The organism is Nocardia sp. CA-107356 (genome assembly GCF_050946365.1).
Classification (GTDB): domain Bacteria; phylum Actinomycetota; class Actinomycetes; order Mycobacteriales; family Mycobacteriaceae; genus Nocardia.
On the sequence record NZ_CP191992.1, the window covers coordinates 7,191,886 to 7,208,942 of the forward strand.

Genomic DNA, 17,057 nt, shown 5'->3' on the forward strand with positions numbered 1-17,057 from the left:
AGATTTGTACGGCGTCACTTGTCGATACCGACAGGACGGAATTGCCCTGGTCATCGGGTACATTGGCCGCGATCACCGCAAAACCGGAAGGTTTCTTCGATGCTGGACGATGCGCAACTCGATCGGGCGGCGGGCGTGCTGCTCGGCACCGCTGCGGGCGATGCGCTCGGGGCGGGCTACGAATTCACGTGGCCGGGAACACACGTCGCGATCGATATGATCGGCGGCGGGCCGTGCCGGTGGGCCCCGGGGCAGTGGACCGATGATACCTCCATGGCGATCGCCATCGCGCTGGCGGCCGATAAGGGGTCCGGAATCGATCTCGACGAGGTGGCCGCCGGATTCGTCCGGTGGTTCGATTCCGATCCCCCCGATATCGGCATCCAGACCCGCGCCGTGCTGGCGGTGCGGCCGCGCTCGGCCAGGGAGATGCAGACGCAGGCCATGTCGTTACACGGCAAGACCGGCGGCAATGGTTCGCTCATGCGCACCGCGCCGGTCGCGCTCGCCTATCTCGGCGACGCGGAGGAATGCGTCCGGATGGCCGGTGCGATCGGCGCGCTCACCCATCACGACCAGCAGGCGATCGAGGCCTGCAAGATCTGGACCGCGGCCATCAGGCACGCGGTGCTCGCCGGAACCTTGGACGGTGTCCGCGCCTTCGTCGACGCCTCGCCCAGCGCCGCCTATTGGACCCATCTGCTCGACCAAGCCGAATCCGGTACCCCGCAGGACTTTTCGAATAACGGCTGGGTGGTCCACGCCCTCCAGACCGCCTGGTGGGCCATCACCACCGCTGACGCCTCCGGCCCCGAGCACCTCCCCCGAGCCCTCGAACTCTGTGTCCGCGCGGGCGGCGACACCGACACCACCGCCGCCATCGCTGGCGGCCTCCTCGGCGCCCGCTGGGGCGCCACCGCCATCCCCACCCCGTGGCGTGAAATCCTCCACGGCTACCCAGGTTTCACCGCCACCGACCTGGCCGCCCTCGCCACCCGCATGGCCACCAACAGCATCGACAACACCGGTCAGTAGGCGGTGTTGATGTGCCCGGGGGTCCACAGGCCGGAGTGGTCTTGCTGGGTGATATCGGGTTTGGCCGGATCGGCTTTCGGGTCGATGCGGGTCAGTTGTTGCAGTTCGCCCCAGTCGCGGCGCCAGTCCTGGTCCAGGTAGGTGGCGAGGGTGCGGGGGCGCAGGAGCATAGTGGACCAGCCGAGGGGGCCGCCGCCGTCGTGGCTCTGCCAGAGGGTGGTGATCTCGGCGCCGGGACGGTCCGGCAGGATGCGATAGGCGGGGACTTCGGCGATATTGTCGCGGTGGTCGTAGGGGCGTTGGTTGGGGAATTGGAGGCCGACCATCCAGTCGGTGAGGACCGGAACCTTGGAGCCGACAACGTCATTCAGAGTTCTGGTCTGCGGGACGCGGGGCGCAGTGACGGCCAGCCACTGCTTGGGGTTGCGGTCGCGGTCGATGGCGACGATGCGGATCACGTCTGCGCCGGTGGGGATTTCGGTGAACGGCACGCGCAGATTGCGCCAGGACGGCGCCGGTCCGATATCGATCGGGGTGATCTTACCCATCGGCTGCGCGGTCGTCGCGGAATCAGTTGCGCCGTACTCGATTTCGAGGGTTTGGCCCGGCGTGACGATACCGTCGGCGTCGACCGATCTGATCCGGCCCGCCGCGGTCAGCGCGATGATGCCGGTACGGTCGGCGGATTCGGGAAGCCGGTACCAGCCGGTGGTCAGCTCGGCGGGGCCCGCGTCACCGGAGCCGTAGCTGCCGAGTACCGGCGTGGTCGCCGGGTTCAGTCCGAAAGGCAGTGCGGCGGTGGCGGTTCCCGCGGTGTTCTCCGAGGCGGACTTGCTGCTCAACGCGTCGGCGATACTGCCGGTCGGACTCGAATCGTCGTCGGGGCGCAGATCGGCCGCAACGCCCGCACCGGTGAATCCGGTTCCGGTGCCCGACAGCGTGCTCACCGCGTCGCCGGTCAGCGGCCGCAGCATGCCCGCGTTCGGATCGGATTCGACCAACACGTGACCGGCCAAGCCGGCCGTCTTACCGGTCAGCGCTTCGATATTCGAACGCGCCAGCGAGAACGCCGGACCCTGGGCAACGGCCGCCTTGGCGAATGAGCCGACATCCCAGACGACGAGCAGCGCCAAGGCGATCGTCAACGGCGGCAGCACCGACACCCGCCACGCGAAGCGGGAAACCTTATGTGGCGTACCGGGTTCCGGCGAGTGCACATGCCACCAGGCGGCCACTACCAGCAATGCGGCGGTGGCGAAGAGGAACAATTTATTGAGCTCGAGCCCGGCGATCACCGGCGGCTTATCCCACCACGGAATGCCGTAAGACGAGACATACCACCACTTATTGGGCCCGGAGAACACCAGCGCGAGCAGGAACGCGACCGCCGCGGCGAACAAAGCGCGGTAGCGCGGTGCGCGTAGCACCCGCGGTGCGACGGCCATGGCGGTCACCATCGCGACGGCTCCGGCCACACCCGCGTAGACACCGAAATGATGGGTCCACTTGGTGGGCGTGACCATGATCAGCAGCAGCGCACCGACGGTGACACCGAGAATGCGCCGAGTCGGGCCCGCCGCGGTCAGCGGGATCCGACCGCCCTTGCGCAGCAACACGAGTACACAAGCGATGAGCCCCGCGAACATCGCCAGCACGCCGATCCGGCGACCGACGGAGCCATCGGTCTCGCCTTGGAATAGGTACTGGTAGCGCAGATAGTCGTTGAACCACTCGACATCCGGGCCGACGATGTGATGGATGCGCTTCATCTCGAACATCGCCGCCAGTGGCTGATCGGCGAACATGATCGCCAGCGCCACGGCACCGGCTGCGAGCAGCGGAGCGAGCAGCATCGCGTAACCGATGGCGCGCCGCATCGAACCCCGAGTGCGGGTGCGGGACATGATGATTCGCGCGACCGGTCGCAATCCGGCGAGCAGCGCCGCGATGCAGATGACACCGGAGGGCCCTGCGGTACAGGCGAAGGCTGCGACCAAGATCGCGAATCCGGCGGGCAACAACCGCCGGGTCGCGATGGCGCGCTCGACCAGACACCAGGTCAGCAACAGTCCGAGCGCCACCGGCGGTTCCGGACGCAGTCCATTGTCATAGGCCAGCCAGATGGTCAGGAAGCCCAGCGCACCGGTCGACATCGCGACGCGGTTGTGCCGCACCGCGACGCCGAGCCGGGGCGCCACCTCGCGGCTGAGCAGCAGCCACATCAGCACACCACAGCACAGCGCGGGCAGCCGCACCCACGGGCTGGCGGTGCTGACCTCTGTCATGATCCGGATGAGGTCGTAATACGGTGTGCCGACCGGATTTTCGGGCACCCCGAAGTAGGCGAAGTAGTTGGCCATGTAGCCCGCGACGCCCGATGCGCGCGCCATACCGAACTGGTAGCCGTCATCGGAGGTCGTCGACCCGATGAAATACCAGACCAGCATGGTGCCGAGCACCACGCCGTCCAGCAGTGAGAACGTCCACCAGCGCTGCGGCAGGAAGCGGTGCACCTGCCGACCGTCCCGCCGGTCGAGCCGGTACAGCGCGACCAGCGACACAATCGTGCACAGCACCGCCAACCAGATCGCCGCGCGCTTCAGCGGAGTGGGCGTGGACGAGAAGCGGGTGTCGAGTTCAGCGGTGACGCGAGTCCCGTCGGCCGCGGCCAGATCACTGAAGACGCCGACCATCTGCGGCCGATAGTCGCCATTGAGCACCACCGGAAATCCCGGCGCCTCGAATCCGACCAAAGTAGCGGTGGCCGTGGTGTTGTCGGCATGCACGGTGAGTTCGCAGCCCGGAACCAACTCGGCCACCGGCACGCTGAGCAACGCCTGATTGCGCAGCACCACATCCAGCCGCGCCGGGCTGTCCGCTGCGGCTTGTACGCGAGCGACGAATCCGTATCGCTCGAGGTCCGGAGCACCATAGGGCCCGGTCGCCGCGAGTGTGCCGCCCTTGGCGCTGAGTTGGTTGATCGCCGCGCAGGGCAGGGTGGCGTCGAAAGTCAGTGGCGCATAGGAGATCAGCGGCGCCTCGATACTGTGCGCCGAACCGGTCTGCGGCCACGTCAGCGTCGCCGCGTCCACGCGTACGGGCAGCAGCGGCACCGCCACCGCGAACAGTGCGCCCAACAGGCCAGCGATCAGCGCGATCGGCCCCGACCAGCCCCCACGTCTATTCGATTGTGCCGTCCGGGGTTCGGATTCCTCGACGGACGGCTGCCCCGCCCACACCATCGTGTCAGCCACGGGGCTTGATCCTAACGGTAACTATTCCAAACGAAAGTTCTTGCTGGCGTCCAGCATTGATTCTCAGCAAGCGCACAGCTGTCGCGGCCGACGCCGGGCTGCTGCCCAGGTCGGCCGCGACCACGGTGTCAGCTGCAGGCCGCCGACTGCTGGCCGAGGTTGGTCAGCATGGTGCAGGCCCACGCCTTCTGGATCTTCCACTTGCCGTCCTCGGCGACGAACGGCACGTCGATGACGTTCTCCTGGCCGTTGAGCACGACCTTGGCCTTGGCGTTAACGCTGTCGCCGAAGGTGTTCACATCAGTGACCGTAATAGTGATGTTGGCGCCCTTGGCGGCCTCGGCCAGGCGGTTCGGCAGTTCCGGGTCGGCCTGCGCGCCCTGCACGCCATCCAGCTTCTCCGAGTTCGGCACCGACGGGTCGAGCGCCCGCTGCAGCTGGGCGTTCAGTTCGGCCGAAGTCGGGGTCGGCGGCAGGTTGGTGTTCGTGCTCGCGCTGGCCGAGGCCTTGGCGCTGGTGCTCGTCTTCGCGGCCGGCTTGCTGTCTTTGTCATCGCTGCAGGCGGTCATGCCGAGTGCGGCGACGACGGCCAAAGCGGCGATGGCGATGCGTCCAGTCTTACGAAGCTTCAACTGCTCGTCCTTTGCGTTCGAGTAGGTACATGTCGTTCCACCAACGGCAGCCGTCACCCGACCGGCAACGCTGCACGAATGACTCAGGCTACCTGTCAGCGGAGACTGCCGAGCGGATCCGCCCGGGACAGACTGATGTCGTCGGCGGCAAAGGTACGCGCCGGACCGGGCCCTGTCGAGCTGGTCTCGAACCGAACGGTAACCACGCCGAGTCCCGCACCCTGCACCCACCCATGCCCGAATTCGGGATGCGCGACGTCCATCCCTGGATACCACAGCGTCGGCCTTCGCAGTGACGAATCCCCCTGAGCTGCACCGACGCTCGACTGCGTGGTCATCGACATCCGCTGCGCCGACGCCAACCCGAATGCTGTCGCGGTGCGCTCGGCCTCGACGCCCGCCGATGCGACCGACGATTCCGTGCCGAGCGCCACATCGCCGCCCGATGGGCCGCCCTCGGCTTCGGACGATCCGCCCCAACCGTCGGGCTGCACCGCATCGCCTTCCCAGACACCACCGTCCTCGACCGGCGCCTGATCCAGCTCCGGGAACAGCGACTCCTGCCGCACGGTCGACAGTCCGCCATAGCCCACTCCGACCAGCCGAATCGGCCCGAGCTCGGCCGGGTCGATGGCCGAACGCTGCGCGGCCGTCGTCAGCGTGGCCAGCTCGGTCGTCGCGTACGGCAGGGTGAACGACCTGGTCACGATGCTCATATCGGATTTTTTCAGCTTCAGCACCACCGTGCGTGCGGCCCGCCCGTCCTTTTCCAGACGACGGTGCGCGGTCACCGCCATCGTCTCGATGGCCGGGCGCAGCTGGGCCATGGTGACGATATCGGTCTCATAGGTGTTCTCGGCGCTGATCTGTTTGGCCTCGGCACGCTCGGTGACCGGACGGTCATCGATGCCGCGGGCCAGCCGGTGCAGCGCGGCGCCGACGCTGCCGCCGAGGATCGAGACCACCTCCGATTCCGGCAATGCGGCGAAGGCGCCCACTGTCTCGATGCCGAGGGAACGCAAACGGCCGTCGGCCACCGGACCGATCCCCCACAGTTTGCGCACCGGTAGGCCCGCAAGTAGTTGCCGCTGCTCATCCGGTGAAACCACCCGCACCCCGTCGGGCTTGGCCATCCCGGATGCGATCTTGGCGAGCTGCTTGCCGGTCCCGGCGCCCACCGAGGCGACCAGGCCGGTTCGCTCCCGTACCAGCGCGCGCAGCTCCTCACAGAATTCGCGCACTCGCTCGACGGTCGCCCCCGCCAATTCGGCGGGCTCGCCGAATGCCTCATCGAACGACAGCGTCTCCAGCACCGGAATACGGCTGCGCAGCGCGTCGAAAACCTGCGCACTCACCACGCTGTACACCGCGCCACGCGGTGGCACCACCACCGCCGTCACCCCGACCAGCCGCCGCGCCTGATGCATCGGCATCGCCGAGCGCGCACCGAACACCCGCGCCTCGTAGCTGGCCCCCGCAACCACACCACGCCCACCCGTGCCACCGACGAGCACCGGGCGGCCACGCAGCGTCGGCCGGGTCAGCTGCTCGACCGAGGCGAAGAAGGCATCCATATCAATGTGCAGCACCCACCGCCGGGCCGTGCGAGCGGGCGCGGCACCCGCCCCTTCCCCATCGGTGTTATCAGTGCTCACGCACGGAAATCTACGCCGCCCCACCGACAGGTCGGCCCACCCATACGAGCCACGGCCGACCGGTCGACTGCCGTGCAGGGATTCACCGGGCAAACTCGTGCGGGGCGCACCAACCTGTACGCGCGGCCGCGCAGCCTGGGTGCCGGGTGTGCGTCAGCCGGGTAGTTACTGCGAGATTGCGGCCGATCTCGGGAGTGCGGCGGCGGACCGAGCGCGACGCTCGGCGCTGCCCGACCAGCCGTGACCTGGCACGATTCCGATGTGTTGCCGCCTCGGCCGGTACCGACGAAGCGTGGGGATTAGCGGTTCGGACCCAGCCGGATATGTGATGATCGGACCATGAAGATCCGCAAGGCCGTGATCCCGGCCGCCGGAATCGGCTCCCGCTTGCTCCCGCTGACCAAGGCCATCCCCAAGGAGATGCTGCCGGTCGGCGATAAGCCGGTCATCGAGCACACCGTCCGGGAGTTGGTCGCATCCGGAATCACCGATATCACGATCGTGGTCAGCGGCGGAAAGTCCTTGATCCAGGACCACTTCCGCCCCAATCCGGCACTGGTCGCCCAGCTACGCGCCGACGGCAAGGACGCATACGCCGACGCGGTCGAAGAGGTCGGCGATTTGTCCAGGCTCGGTCACATCACCTACCTCGATCAGCACGGTCCCTACGGCAACGGAACCCCGGTGCTCAACGCCGCCCGCAATCTCGGCGACGAGCCGATGCTGGTGCTGTGGCCCGACGACGTCTTCGTCGCCGGGGTGCCGCGCGCACAGCAGTTGATCGACGCCTACGAGGCGACCGGCGCCCCGGTGCTCGCGCTGATGCCGATGGATCCGTCCGAATCCCAGCGCTACGGCGTCCCGGTCGTCGCCGACGACCACGGCAACGGTCTGCTGCGCATCACCGGTCTGCGGGAGAAGCCCAAGCCCGAGGACGCACCGTCGAACTTCGCCGCGATCGGCGGCTATGTCGTCACCCCCGGCATCATCTGTGAGCTGCGCAGACAGACCGAGCGGTGGTACGAACACCGCACCGGCGAGGTCTATCTCACCGATGCGATCAACGTGCATGCCGCCGAAAGCCCGGTCTTCGGCCAGGTCATCCAGGGCCGCTGGTACGACACCGGCAATCCGGCCGACTACCTGGTCGCCCAATTCGCCTCGGCCCTGGCCCATCCGCAGTACGGCCCGCTTTTGCGCCAGCTCGTCGACTGAATCCGGCCGGGTCCGATCCAGGCCGGGTCGCTCAGGGCAAGGCGACGATGGCGACCTTGTCGTCGGCGATCGCGGGCACGATCAGCTTCTTCCCGGTCCCGTCGAGGGTCATATCGGCTGGGCCGTGCAGATCCTGGGGCAGCTCGACGGTCGAGACCAAGGTGCCATCGGTGTGATAGATCTTGATCGTGCCGGGCACCGGCTTATCCGAGGACACCCAATCCGAGACCGCGAGATCACCATTGGGCAGCAGCGCGATGCCATCGAAACTGCCGTGCACCGTGCCGACCTTGCCCACGGCGGCCGGAGCGTGCTCCACACCGAACTTGTACAGATCGCCGCCCTCGAAGTGCGCGCCGAGTGCGGCGACATAGGCGGTCCCGGTCGACTTGTCGACGACGATGCCATTGGCGCCGGGGATCGACGTGGTCAGCGTGCCGAACTTCTTGCTCTCGATATCGAGCTTGTACACCGCACCGCGCACCGTATCGGTGACCAATAGGGTCTGATCGTCCAGCACCGCAATGTCATTGAGCAGCGCTGCGGCATCACCGCCGAGCGGGGCCTCGAAGACCTGCCCCAGCGTATCGACGTCATAGCCGACCACGCGGTCGATATCGGCGACGAACACCTTATTGTCCGCGTAGGCCATCCCCTTGGGCGCGTTCAGCGGCGGATCCCCCGCACGCGGAATCGCCTTGCGCTCGAGCACCTTTCCATTCGCGTCCAGCCGCGACAGGAAGCCGTCGCCGTCCTTGGTCATCGGCTCCTGCGCCGCACCGATATTCGACACGAACCACTTGTCCCCGGCGATCAGCACACTCTCCGGCTTCGAAAAGCCGTCCAGCACACCCGGTGCCCCTGCCGCCGCATCCTTCTTATCGCCGCCGCAGCCGGTTACCGCCGCGACGAGCAGTAGCGCCCCGGCGAGGCCCCCCGCTGCGCGCACTACCGATCCCCTACCCACACCGATCGCCATCTCGTTCCTCATCGTCGGTCTCCGCGCCACCGCGCTGGTCGGTGGAAACGTAGCCGATTCGGATCAGAAACGACGGATCGAATAGATGTCGAACTGGCGGAGCGGATGGAGGCCGACCGGGACACCCCAGTCGTGCGCGTCGAGGATCTGGCCGAGGCCGGCATAGATGCCGACGTGGGAGGCGTCCTCGTTCAAGATGACGACATCGCCCGGCGACAGCGCATAGAACGGGACTGCGGCGCCGACCCTGGCCTGTTGCCACGTGGTGCGCGGGAGACGTACCCCCACCTGAGCGAATGCCCACTGGACCAGACCCGAGCAGTCCCAGGTGAACGGCCCGGTGCCGCCCCATTCGTAGGGCTTGCCGACCTGGGTGAAGGCGGCGGCCAACGCGCCGAGTCCCTTGGTACTCGGCAGCGGCAGTGCCGCGGAGCCGCTGGAACTGAGGGACGCGGAGCCGCTGGAACCGAGGGACGCGGAGCCGGAGCCACCCGAACCGGAGGCGCTTCCGCTGTCAGCGCGCACGGGTCCGGCCAGCGCGAGCGTGAGGACGGTCGATATCAGAAAACCGCAGGCTATCCGGCGCAATGCCATTTTGTACTCGCGTGCCATATGTGCTCGCCCCTTCCGTCGACCCGGCTACCGTGCGGTACCGGCCTCGACGTCGGGCAGGAACCACACATCACAGCACCCGCGCCCGTCACATATCTGCTTGTGGCGCAAGGTATTTCAGGTGAAGCAGTTCAAGCACGAACGTTCACTGCCGTCACAGAAGTTCACCTGCGCATCAGCAGCAACATGCCCGATTGTGCCGGGCATTGTGCGGCCAAGACAAGCGAATGGGCTATTTCTCAGCATGTGATCTACATCACATCAATTACTCGCAGCCGGGCAGCGATCAGCATCGCGCGGATGATCAAGGAGGACGCTGTGGCGACTTTCGCGTCTCCGGCAGGCTCACGGCGGCCATCGCGCCCCCGATCGCCGCTGCAGCTGCCGAAAAGCACTAGGCCGCAATGGTTTCCGCGCCGCGCAGGCTGATCCCGCGGACCGGACGCATGCCGCCGAGGAGATGGAAGAGGCCGTCGCGGCCTGATCCCCTATTTTCCGATATGCGACAAGGCAGTCCGGACGCCTATCCGGACCGTCTCGCCGTCGCCTACGCCGCCGCTCACCGCCACACCATCGCGCGTCAACAGCAGCGCGCGGGCCGCATCCTCCGCCTCCCCGAACCCTGCGGTGCGCAGCCGGTCGGTCATGAGTTCGCGGAACCACGAGCGGTAGTCCTCAACCACTTGGCGCACCGCATGTTTCGAATCCGGGAACTCGACGGCCGCATTGAGGAACGGGCAGCCGCGAAAGCCCGGCTTGCAGCTGAGTTCGCCCAGCCGCTCGAAGATTCCGACGATCGAGTCGACCCCTTCGCCGGGCACGGCTTGGAAAGCCGCACGCTGGCGGGCGTATTCGCGCACCAGGTAGGCGACGACCAGATCGTCCTTGGTTTTGAAGTGCCGATAGAAGGTGGCCTTGGCAATGCCGGCCTCGGCAATGATCCGGTCGATGCCCACAGTGTGGATGCCCTCGGCGTAGAACAGCCGGGTGGCGGTGTCGAGTAGACGCTCGCGAGCTTCGCTCATCCTCGACCAACACTCCTTCCGGGTTCGAGTCTCGCTATTGACGATAACAGACAGATCTGTCTACCCTGAGGGCCGGACATGAACAGACAAGTCTGTCCAGGAGGAATGAAATGACCACGCTCTTCACCTCATCCGCCACCTCTGTCGGCCGCGAAGGCCGCTCGGTCAGCTCCGACGGTTACCTCGATCTGAAGCTGGCCCAGCCCAAGGCGGTCGGCGGCAGCGGTGACGGCACCAACCCTGAACAGCTGTTCGCGGTCGGCTACTCCGCCTGCTTCGCCGGCGCGCTGCAGGTGGTGGCCAAGAACCAGGGCGTCAACCTGGGCGACACCTCGGTCACCGCCGAGGTCAGCCTGCACAATGGCGAGCAGACCGGCTTCTCCATCTCCGTCGTCCTGCGCGTCGAGCTGCCCGAGGAGCTGCACAACGACCAGGGCCGGGCCCTGCTCGAGGCCGCCCACCAGGTGTGCCCCTATTCGAAGGCCACACGCGGCAACATCCCCGTGGAACTGGTTGTGGAGTAGGCGAACTCAGCAGAAGCGGCGAATGGAGTAGAGGCCGAACCGGCTCAGCGGAGTCAGACCGACGGGCACACTCGACCTGGCGCCACATCGCTCCAGAAACCGCGAAGGGGCGGGGCCGAATGGCCCCGCCCCTTGCGTAGCTGGACCCTCACGCTTTGGTGACGGATACCTTCACGCCGCCGACGATCTCACCGGCGTCCGCGCCAGCATCACCGAAAGTGAGTGCGGTGGCGAGGATTTCGCCCGCGATCAGATCGCGGTGGGTCTGTGCCCAGTCCTGCTTATCCGCGGGCACCTCGAGCACCACGGTGATGCGATCGGAAACCTCCAGCCCCAGGGACTTTCGCGTCTCCTGCAGATCGCGGATCACATCGCGGGCCCAGCCCTCTGCCTCGAGTTCCTCGCTCACCACCGAATCCAGCACGACCAGACCAGCATTGCCGGGCAGGGCCGCCGTGGATTCGGGTTCGGCCGCGACCAGCCGCTGGGTGTACTCCTCCGGCAGCAGTTCGATGCCCGCCGCGGTGACCACACCGTCGGCGTTTTCGGACCATTCGCCCGCCTTCACCGCCTTGATCACCGTCTGCACCTCCTTGCCGAGGCGCGGGCCAGCGGCGCGGGCGTTCACGACCAGTTCGAAACGGCCGTGCACGGCGACATCGGTGGTCAGGTCGACCTTCTTGACGTTCACCTCATCGGCGATGATGTCGGCGAAAGGTCGCATCCGCTCGGCGTCGGGCGCGGCGATGGTGATCTCGGCCAGCGGCAGGCGCACCCGCAGGTTCTGCGCCTTGCGCAGGCTCAGCACCGTCGAGCAGACCACCCGGACCTCGTCCATCGCGGCGACCAGATCCGGATCCTCTGGCAGCTCACCCGCTTTCGGCCAATCGGTCAGGTGCACCGACGGCTCGCCGGTCAGCCCCCGCCAGATCACCTCGGAGATCAGCGGCAGCAGCGGCGCGGCCAGCCGGGTAACGACCTCGAGCACCGTATGCAGCGTGTCGACCGCATCCTGGTCCTCCTCCCAGAAGCGCGAACGTGACCGGCGCACATACCAATTGGTCAGCGCGTCGGCGAACGAGCGCAACTCCTCGCACGCGCCGGCGATGTCGTAGGCCTCGAGCGCATCCGTCATCGCATCCCGGGTCGCGGCGAGCTTGGCCAGGATGTAGCGGTCCAGCACATGCGGCGAATCCGTACGCCACACACCGGGTTTCGAGGCGTAGAGCTGCAGGAAGGTCCATGCGTTCCACAGCGGGCGCAGCGCGTGGCCGACACCCTCGCGGATGCCGCGCTCGGTCACGATGAGATTGCCGCCGCGCAGGATCGGCGAACTCATCAGGAACCAGCGCATCGCATCGGAGCCGTCCCGGTGGAACACCTCGTTCACATCCGGGTAGTTGCCCTTGGACTTGCTCATCTTCAGCCCGTCATCACCGAGCACGATGCCGTGCGCGACAACGGTCTTGAAGGCCGGGCTGTCGAAGAGTGCGGTGGACAGCACATGCAGGTTGTAGAACCAGCCCCGAGTCTGCCCGTTGTACTCCACGATGAAGTCACCGGGAAAGTGGCTGTCGAACCACTCGTTGTTCTCGAACGGGTAGTGCACCTGGGCATAGGGCATCGAGCCGGAGTCGAACCAGCAGTCCAGAACCTCCGGCACCCGCCGCATGGTCGACTTGCCGGTCGGATCATCGGGATTCGGGCGGGTCAGCTCGTCGATCATGGGTCGGTGCAGATCGGTCGGGCGGGTACCGAAGTCGCGCTCGAGTTCATCGAGCGAGCCGTACACGTCTATGCGCGGATAGTCCGGATCGTCGGACACCCACACCGGGATCGGGCTGCCGAAGTAGCGATTACGGCTGATGTTCCAGTCCCGCGCGCCCTCCAGCCACTTACCGAACTGGCCGTCCTTCATATGCTCGGGCACCCAGGTGATCTGCTGGTTCAACTCGACCATCCGGTCGCGGAACTTGGTGACCGCGACGAACCAGGACGGCACCGCCATATAGATCAGCGGCTGACCGGAGCGCCAGCTGTGCGGGTAGGAGTGCTCGACAGTCTCGTGCCGCAGCAGCTTTCCGGCCGCCTTGAGGTCCTTGATGATCACCGGGTTGGCATCGAAGACCATCAGGCCCTCGTACGGCGGCACCATCGAGGTGAACTTGCCGCCCGGATCCAGCGGCTGCACCAGCTCGATCCCGTTGGCCGTGGCAACGTCCATATCCTCCTCACCGAAGGCCGGTGCGAGGTGCACGATTCCGGTGCCGGAGTCGGTGGTCACATAGTCGGCGGCCAGTACGCGGTGCGCGTTCGGATGGCCGACGAAGAAGTCGAACGGCGGGACATATGACAGATCCGTCAGGGCGGCGCCGTCGTACTCGCCCAGTACTTCGGGCTCCTCGCCGAATTCGCGCGCGTAATGCGAGACCCGCTCGGCGGCCAGCAGATAGCGCTTGCCGTCCGCGGCGCGCATATGCACATAGCGCACATCCGGATGCACCGCGATCGCCAGGTTCGACGGCAGCGTCCACGGCGTGGTGGTCCAGATCAGCGCATTGGCGCCGTCGAGGTCGCGCAGCGGATGCTCGGCGGGTACGCGCACCAGCATATCCACGGTGACGGCCGGGTCCTGACGCATCTTGTAGGCGTCATCGAGCCGAGTTTCCTGGTTCGACAGCGGCGTCTGCTCGTACCAGCTGTAGGGCAGCACCCGGAAGCCCTGGTAGATCAGCCCCTTCTCGTACAGCGACTTGAACACCCACATCACCGACTCCATGAAGTCGAGATCCAACGTCTTGTAGTCGTTGTCGAAGTCCACCCAGCGGGCCTGACGTGTCACATAGTTACGCCATTCACCGGTGTAACGCAGTACCGAAGATTTACAGGCCGCGTTGAATTCCGCGAGCCCCATCTCATCGATCTGTGATTTGTCCGTGATACCGAGCTGCTTTTCCGCTTCGATTTCCGCGGGCAGTCCGTGACAGTCCCAGCCGAATCGCCGATCGACCCGCTTGCCGCGCATCGTCTGGAAACGTGGGACGAGATCCTTGACATAGCCGGTGAGCAGATGTCCGTAATGTGGCAATCCGTTGGCAAACGGGGGGCCGTCGTAGAAGACGAACTCCGCCGCACCCGAGCGGTTCTCGATACTGGCGCGGAAGGTGTCGTCGGTGGCCCAGGCGTCGAGTACGCGACGCTCCAGGTCAGGGAAGGATGCCCCGCTGCCGGTTCCGGAGCGACTGCTTGCAGATCGCTCGGAAGGGCCTGCCAGATCGACGCGCGGGTATGCGCTGCTGGAAGGTTCGTCCGCCATCGCGGATACGTCTCCTCGTGCCGCCGCGCCGTGGCGCGTATGTGTCAGCACGGGGACGATGACGACGCCGGATGCGTCGAAACCGCGGTACCACCCCGCTTGCCCGGGAGCCGCGCACGATCCGCGCAACCGCCAGGACCTCTCGTTATGAGCTGTGACGGGCTCACCCGTTCGGTTCTACTGAGCGCGCGATGCGTGCCGTTCTTCCGAAGACTCCCCGGTGATGGCCGGATCTACGCCGCGTACATGTTTGATTCTAACCAGTGCGGTCAAACCACTTAGTTGTGGCCACTTCACCGTTTCGCATGCCGCCCGGGTGGCGGCGCGGCGTCGCTGTCCGAACTCCGCATGGAGAGCGCACTAACCAGCAACAGCACAGCGCCAACGACACAGACCAGGATGCACCCCCAGGCCCACAGCACCGACCCGGTGGTCAGCGCGGCCACTAGCAGGGCAAATCCGATCGCGGCAAGGACGAGCGTCAAGACGAGCATGATGACCCCCTAGGCATGCCAGGCGGCTCGGCAGGTACCTCTAGCTACTCGAACAGCAACTACAGCGGAGAGATGTCTCTCTAATACGAGATTACTTGCCGCCCTTGGCGAACGACGCGGGAGCGAGATTGTTCGCAGTATTGGCGTCGACGAAGGCCTCGCCACCGTCGACCGGAACGGCCGAGCCACGGTTTTCCAGCTCCTCGAGCTGCGACTCCAGGTACGACTTCAGCCGCACGCGGTATTCGCGCTCGAAGGTCTTGAGTTGCTCGATCCGGCTCTCCAGCACGCTGCGCTGCTGGGTGATGGTGGCCATGATCTCGGTGTGCTTGCGCTCGGCGTCGGCCTGCAGCGCGTCGGCCTTCTCTTTTGCCTGCCGTAGCTGGTTGTCCGAGCGGTTCTGCGCATCCGAGAGCATCGCGTCCGACTTCTGGCGAGCATCGGCGATCATCGCTTCCGAGCGGGTTCTCGCATCGCCTACCAGGCGTTCGGAATTGGCACGCGCATTGGAGAGCAGATTCTCCGCTTCGAGCTTCGCATCGCTGGTCAGCCGGTCCGCCATCTCCTGGGCGAGGCTGAGCACCTTGGCCGCCTGCAGGTTCGCATCGGCGCTCGGCGCATCCTTGGCTACCGGCGCGGCGACGGGCATCGGGGGCGGCGGCGGCGCCTGCTGCACCGGGGGCTTGATCGGCTCGGGCGGCGGCGGTGGGGCCTGCTGCACCGGCGACTTCACCGGGTTCGATTGCACCGGAGGGCGATTCTTCTTGGCGTCGGCTAGTTCCGCATCCAGCTCAGCAACCCGCTGCCGCAGGTCAGCGTTCTCCTCGATCAGACGGGAGAGCTCCTGCTCCACGAGATCCAGGAAGGCGTCTACTTCATCCTCGTTGTAGCCACGCTTCCCGATCGGCGGTTTGCTGAACGCGACGTTGTGCACATCGGCTGGGGTCAGCGGCATGGAAGGATCCCTTCACGCGTCTTTTGGAGATCTAGCAGATCTAGCAAGCTATCTTCTCGGTTCATTCTGTCACACCGGGGCTACCCGTCGGCGTGGCCGCCCACAAACGTCATCGAGATGAAGACGACGAAAAGCAGGACCATAATCGACAGATCGAGCCGAATTCCTCCCAATGACACCGGTGGTATCAACCGCCTCAGGAGTTTCACCGGAGGGTCGGTGATCGTGAAGATCACCTCGAGGATCACGACGACGAAGCCGCTAGGGCGCCAGTCGCGGGCAAAGCTACGAATGAACTCGACGATCACCCGGCTGATCAACAACAGCCAGAAGATGAACAGTACGAAGTACAGCACCGCGAACAAGGCCACCGCCTCACTCTGCCCCAAAATCCGCGTCGCGCAAAATGACCACACCGCTGGCGACTGCTCGTAGGTCGCTCGAAAAGATCTGGGCCATACGCAACGGGTCTAACAGAACCCCCGGATCGCAGCGCTATTTCTGGTTGTAGAAGCCGGTTTCGGCGATCCTGCGACGTTCTTCGGCCGAGACGTCGACATCGGCCGGTGAGAGCAGGAACACTTTGGTCGCTACCTTGTCAAATGAACCGCGCAGCGCGAAGGCCAGGCCAGCGGCGAAGTCGACCAGCCGCTTCGCATCGGCATTGCTCAGATCGACCAGATCCATGATCACCGGATTGCCCTCGCGGAAGCGCTCACCGATGATGCGGGCCTCGCTGTAGTCGCGCGGGCGCAGCGTCGTGATCTTGGACAATGGACCTCCGTCCTCGAAGATCCCCGGCCGACGTGCGGGAGCGGGCTCGGGGCGCACGCGCTCCTCCATGCGCCGCTCCTCGGCCTCGGGATCGACGGCGAGCGCACCTCTGGTGGCTCCCCGCAGCATCGGCGCATTACCGCCCGCACGGAATCGGCTGGCGGCCGGTGCGGTATCGATCCTGGTGGGACGCGGCCGCGCATCATAGCGGTCGTCCGCATAGGGCTCGTCGACGTAATCGTCGCGCCGGGACACCGGATAACCCGCCTTGTACGGCGACTTGTACGCGGGCTCAGGGTAATCCGGCTCATCGTCGTAGCGGTCATCGGCATAGCGGTCCGCACCGTATCCGGCGCGCTCGGAGTAGTCACGGGGCGGCCGGGGTCGACGGGAGCCACGCTCGTCCACGCCGCGAGGGGCGGGCTCGGCGACATAATCGTCTTCGTAGTCCTCGAGCGGAACCATGCCGAAGTACGCCTTGAACTTGTGCAGCGTGCTCATGACTGCACCTCGCTGTCGCGTTCGCTCATTTCGGTCGACCTTCCTTCGGCCCCGGTGGCGGCCGGGTGTTGAAGTCTTGCTCAGTC

The 17,057-nt window shown here is 66.0% G+C and carries 14 protein-coding genes; 3 read left to right on the plus strand and 11 right to left on the minus strand.

The annotated features are described in order from the left end of the window. The first annotated feature begins 99 nt into the window (after positions 1-99). On the plus strand, positions 100-1,035 hold the full coding sequence (locus tag ACQP1G_RS32330) for an ADP-ribosylglycohydrolase family protein (RefSeq protein ID WP_433193426.1): 936 nt from the start codon (positions 100-102) through the stop codon (positions 1,033-1,035). Here ACQP1G_RS32330 and ACQP1G_RS32335 read toward each other — a convergent pair. From ACQP1G_RS32335 to ACQP1G_RS32345, 3 genes are all read right to left on the minus strand, one after another. After that, positions 1,029-4,289: an arabinosyltransferase domain-containing protein gene (locus ACQP1G_RS32335; RefSeq protein WP_433193428.1), complete on the minus strand. Its 3,261-nt coding sequence runs from the start codon at positions 4,287-4,289 to the stop codon at positions 1,029-1,031. The genes ACQP1G_RS32330 and ACQP1G_RS32335 overlap by 7 nt on opposite strands. 128 nt (positions 4,290-4,417) lie before the next feature. Further along, entirely contained in the window at positions 4,418-4,921 is a 504-nt protein-coding gene (locus ACQP1G_RS32340; protein ID WP_433209009.1) for a hypothetical protein, read from the minus strand. A 95-nt stretch (positions 4,922-5,016) separates the two neighbouring features. After that, positions 5,017-6,495, minus strand: coding sequence for a DNA polymerase IV (locus ACQP1G_RS32345; RefSeq protein WP_433209012.1), 1,479 nt, complete (start codon positions 6,493-6,495; stop codon positions 5,017-5,019). 420 nt (positions 6,496-6,915) lie between these two features. On the opposite strand from ACQP1G_RS32345, the gene ACQP1G_RS32350 reads away from it, so the two are divergent. Beyond that, positions 6,916-7,791 (plus strand): UTP--glucose-1-phosphate uridylyltransferase, encoded by an 876-nt coding sequence (locus ACQP1G_RS32350; RefSeq protein ID WP_433193429.1) that lies wholly within the window; start codon positions 6,916-6,918, stop codon positions 7,789-7,791. Between the two features lie 31 nt (positions 7,792-7,822). Here ACQP1G_RS32350 and ACQP1G_RS32355 read toward each other — a convergent pair whose 3' ends face one another. The 3 genes from ACQP1G_RS32355 to ACQP1G_RS32365 all read right to left on the minus strand — a co-directional run bounded on the left by ACQP1G_RS32355 (position 7,823) and on the right by ACQP1G_RS32365 (position 10,407). Continuing rightward, positions 7,823-8,782, minus strand: a complete 960-nt coding sequence (locus tag ACQP1G_RS32355; protein WP_433193431.1) for an SMP-30/gluconolactonase/LRE family protein — start codon at positions 8,780-8,782, stop codon at positions 7,823-7,825. Between the two features lie 51 nt (positions 8,783-8,833). After that, a complete protein-coding gene (locus tag ACQP1G_RS32360) occupies positions 8,834-9,382 on the minus strand; it encodes an NlpC/P60 family protein (RefSeq protein ID WP_433193432.1) in 549 nt (182 codons plus the stop codon). 488 nt (positions 9,383-9,870) lie between these two features. Continuing rightward, a complete protein-coding gene (locus ACQP1G_RS32365) occupies positions 9,871-10,407 on the minus strand; it encodes a TetR/AcrR family transcriptional regulator (protein ID WP_433193434.1) in 537 nt (178 codons plus the stop codon). Between the two features lie 110 nt (positions 10,408-10,517). Between ACQP1G_RS32365 and ACQP1G_RS32370 the strand changes: the two genes are divergently transcribed. Further along, positions 10,518-10,931: an organic hydroperoxide resistance protein gene (locus tag ACQP1G_RS32370; RefSeq protein ID WP_433193435.1), complete on the plus strand. Its 414-nt coding sequence runs from the start codon at positions 10,518-10,520 to the stop codon at positions 10,929-10,931. Between the two features lie 148 nt (positions 10,932-11,079). Here ACQP1G_RS32370 and ileS read toward each other — a convergent pair whose 3' ends face one another. From ileS to ACQP1G_RS32395, 5 genes are all read right to left on the minus strand, one after another. After that, positions 11,080-14,247 carry an isoleucine--tRNA ligase gene (gene ileS / locus ACQP1G_RS32375; protein WP_433193436.1) on the minus strand — a complete coding sequence of 1,056 codons (3,168 nt, stop codon included), beginning with the start codon at positions 14,245-14,247 and terminating at the stop codon, positions 11,080-11,082. A 293-nt stretch (positions 14,248-14,540) separates the two neighbouring features. Beyond that, the gene (locus ACQP1G_RS32380; RefSeq protein WP_433193438.1) at positions 14,541-14,741 is read right to left on the minus strand and encodes a hypothetical protein; all 201 of its coding nucleotides are present in this window, start codon (positions 14,739-14,741) and stop codon (positions 14,541-14,543) included. A gap of 91 nt (positions 14,742-14,832) precedes the next feature. Beyond that, positions 14,833-15,696, minus strand: a complete 864-nt coding sequence (gene wag31 / locus ACQP1G_RS32385; protein WP_433193439.1) for a DivIVA-like cell division protein Wag31 — start codon at positions 15,694-15,696, stop codon at positions 14,833-14,835. 80 nt (positions 15,697-15,776) lie between these two features. Beyond that, entirely contained in the window at positions 15,777-16,067 is a 291-nt protein-coding gene (locus ACQP1G_RS32390; RefSeq protein ID WP_040688811.1) for a YggT family protein, read from the minus strand. Between the two features lie 124 nt (positions 16,068-16,191). Further along, entirely contained in the window at positions 16,192-16,971 is a 780-nt protein-coding gene (locus tag ACQP1G_RS32395; RefSeq protein ID WP_433193440.1) for a cell division protein SepF, read from the minus strand. Positions 16,972-17,057: the final 86 nt, after the last annotated feature.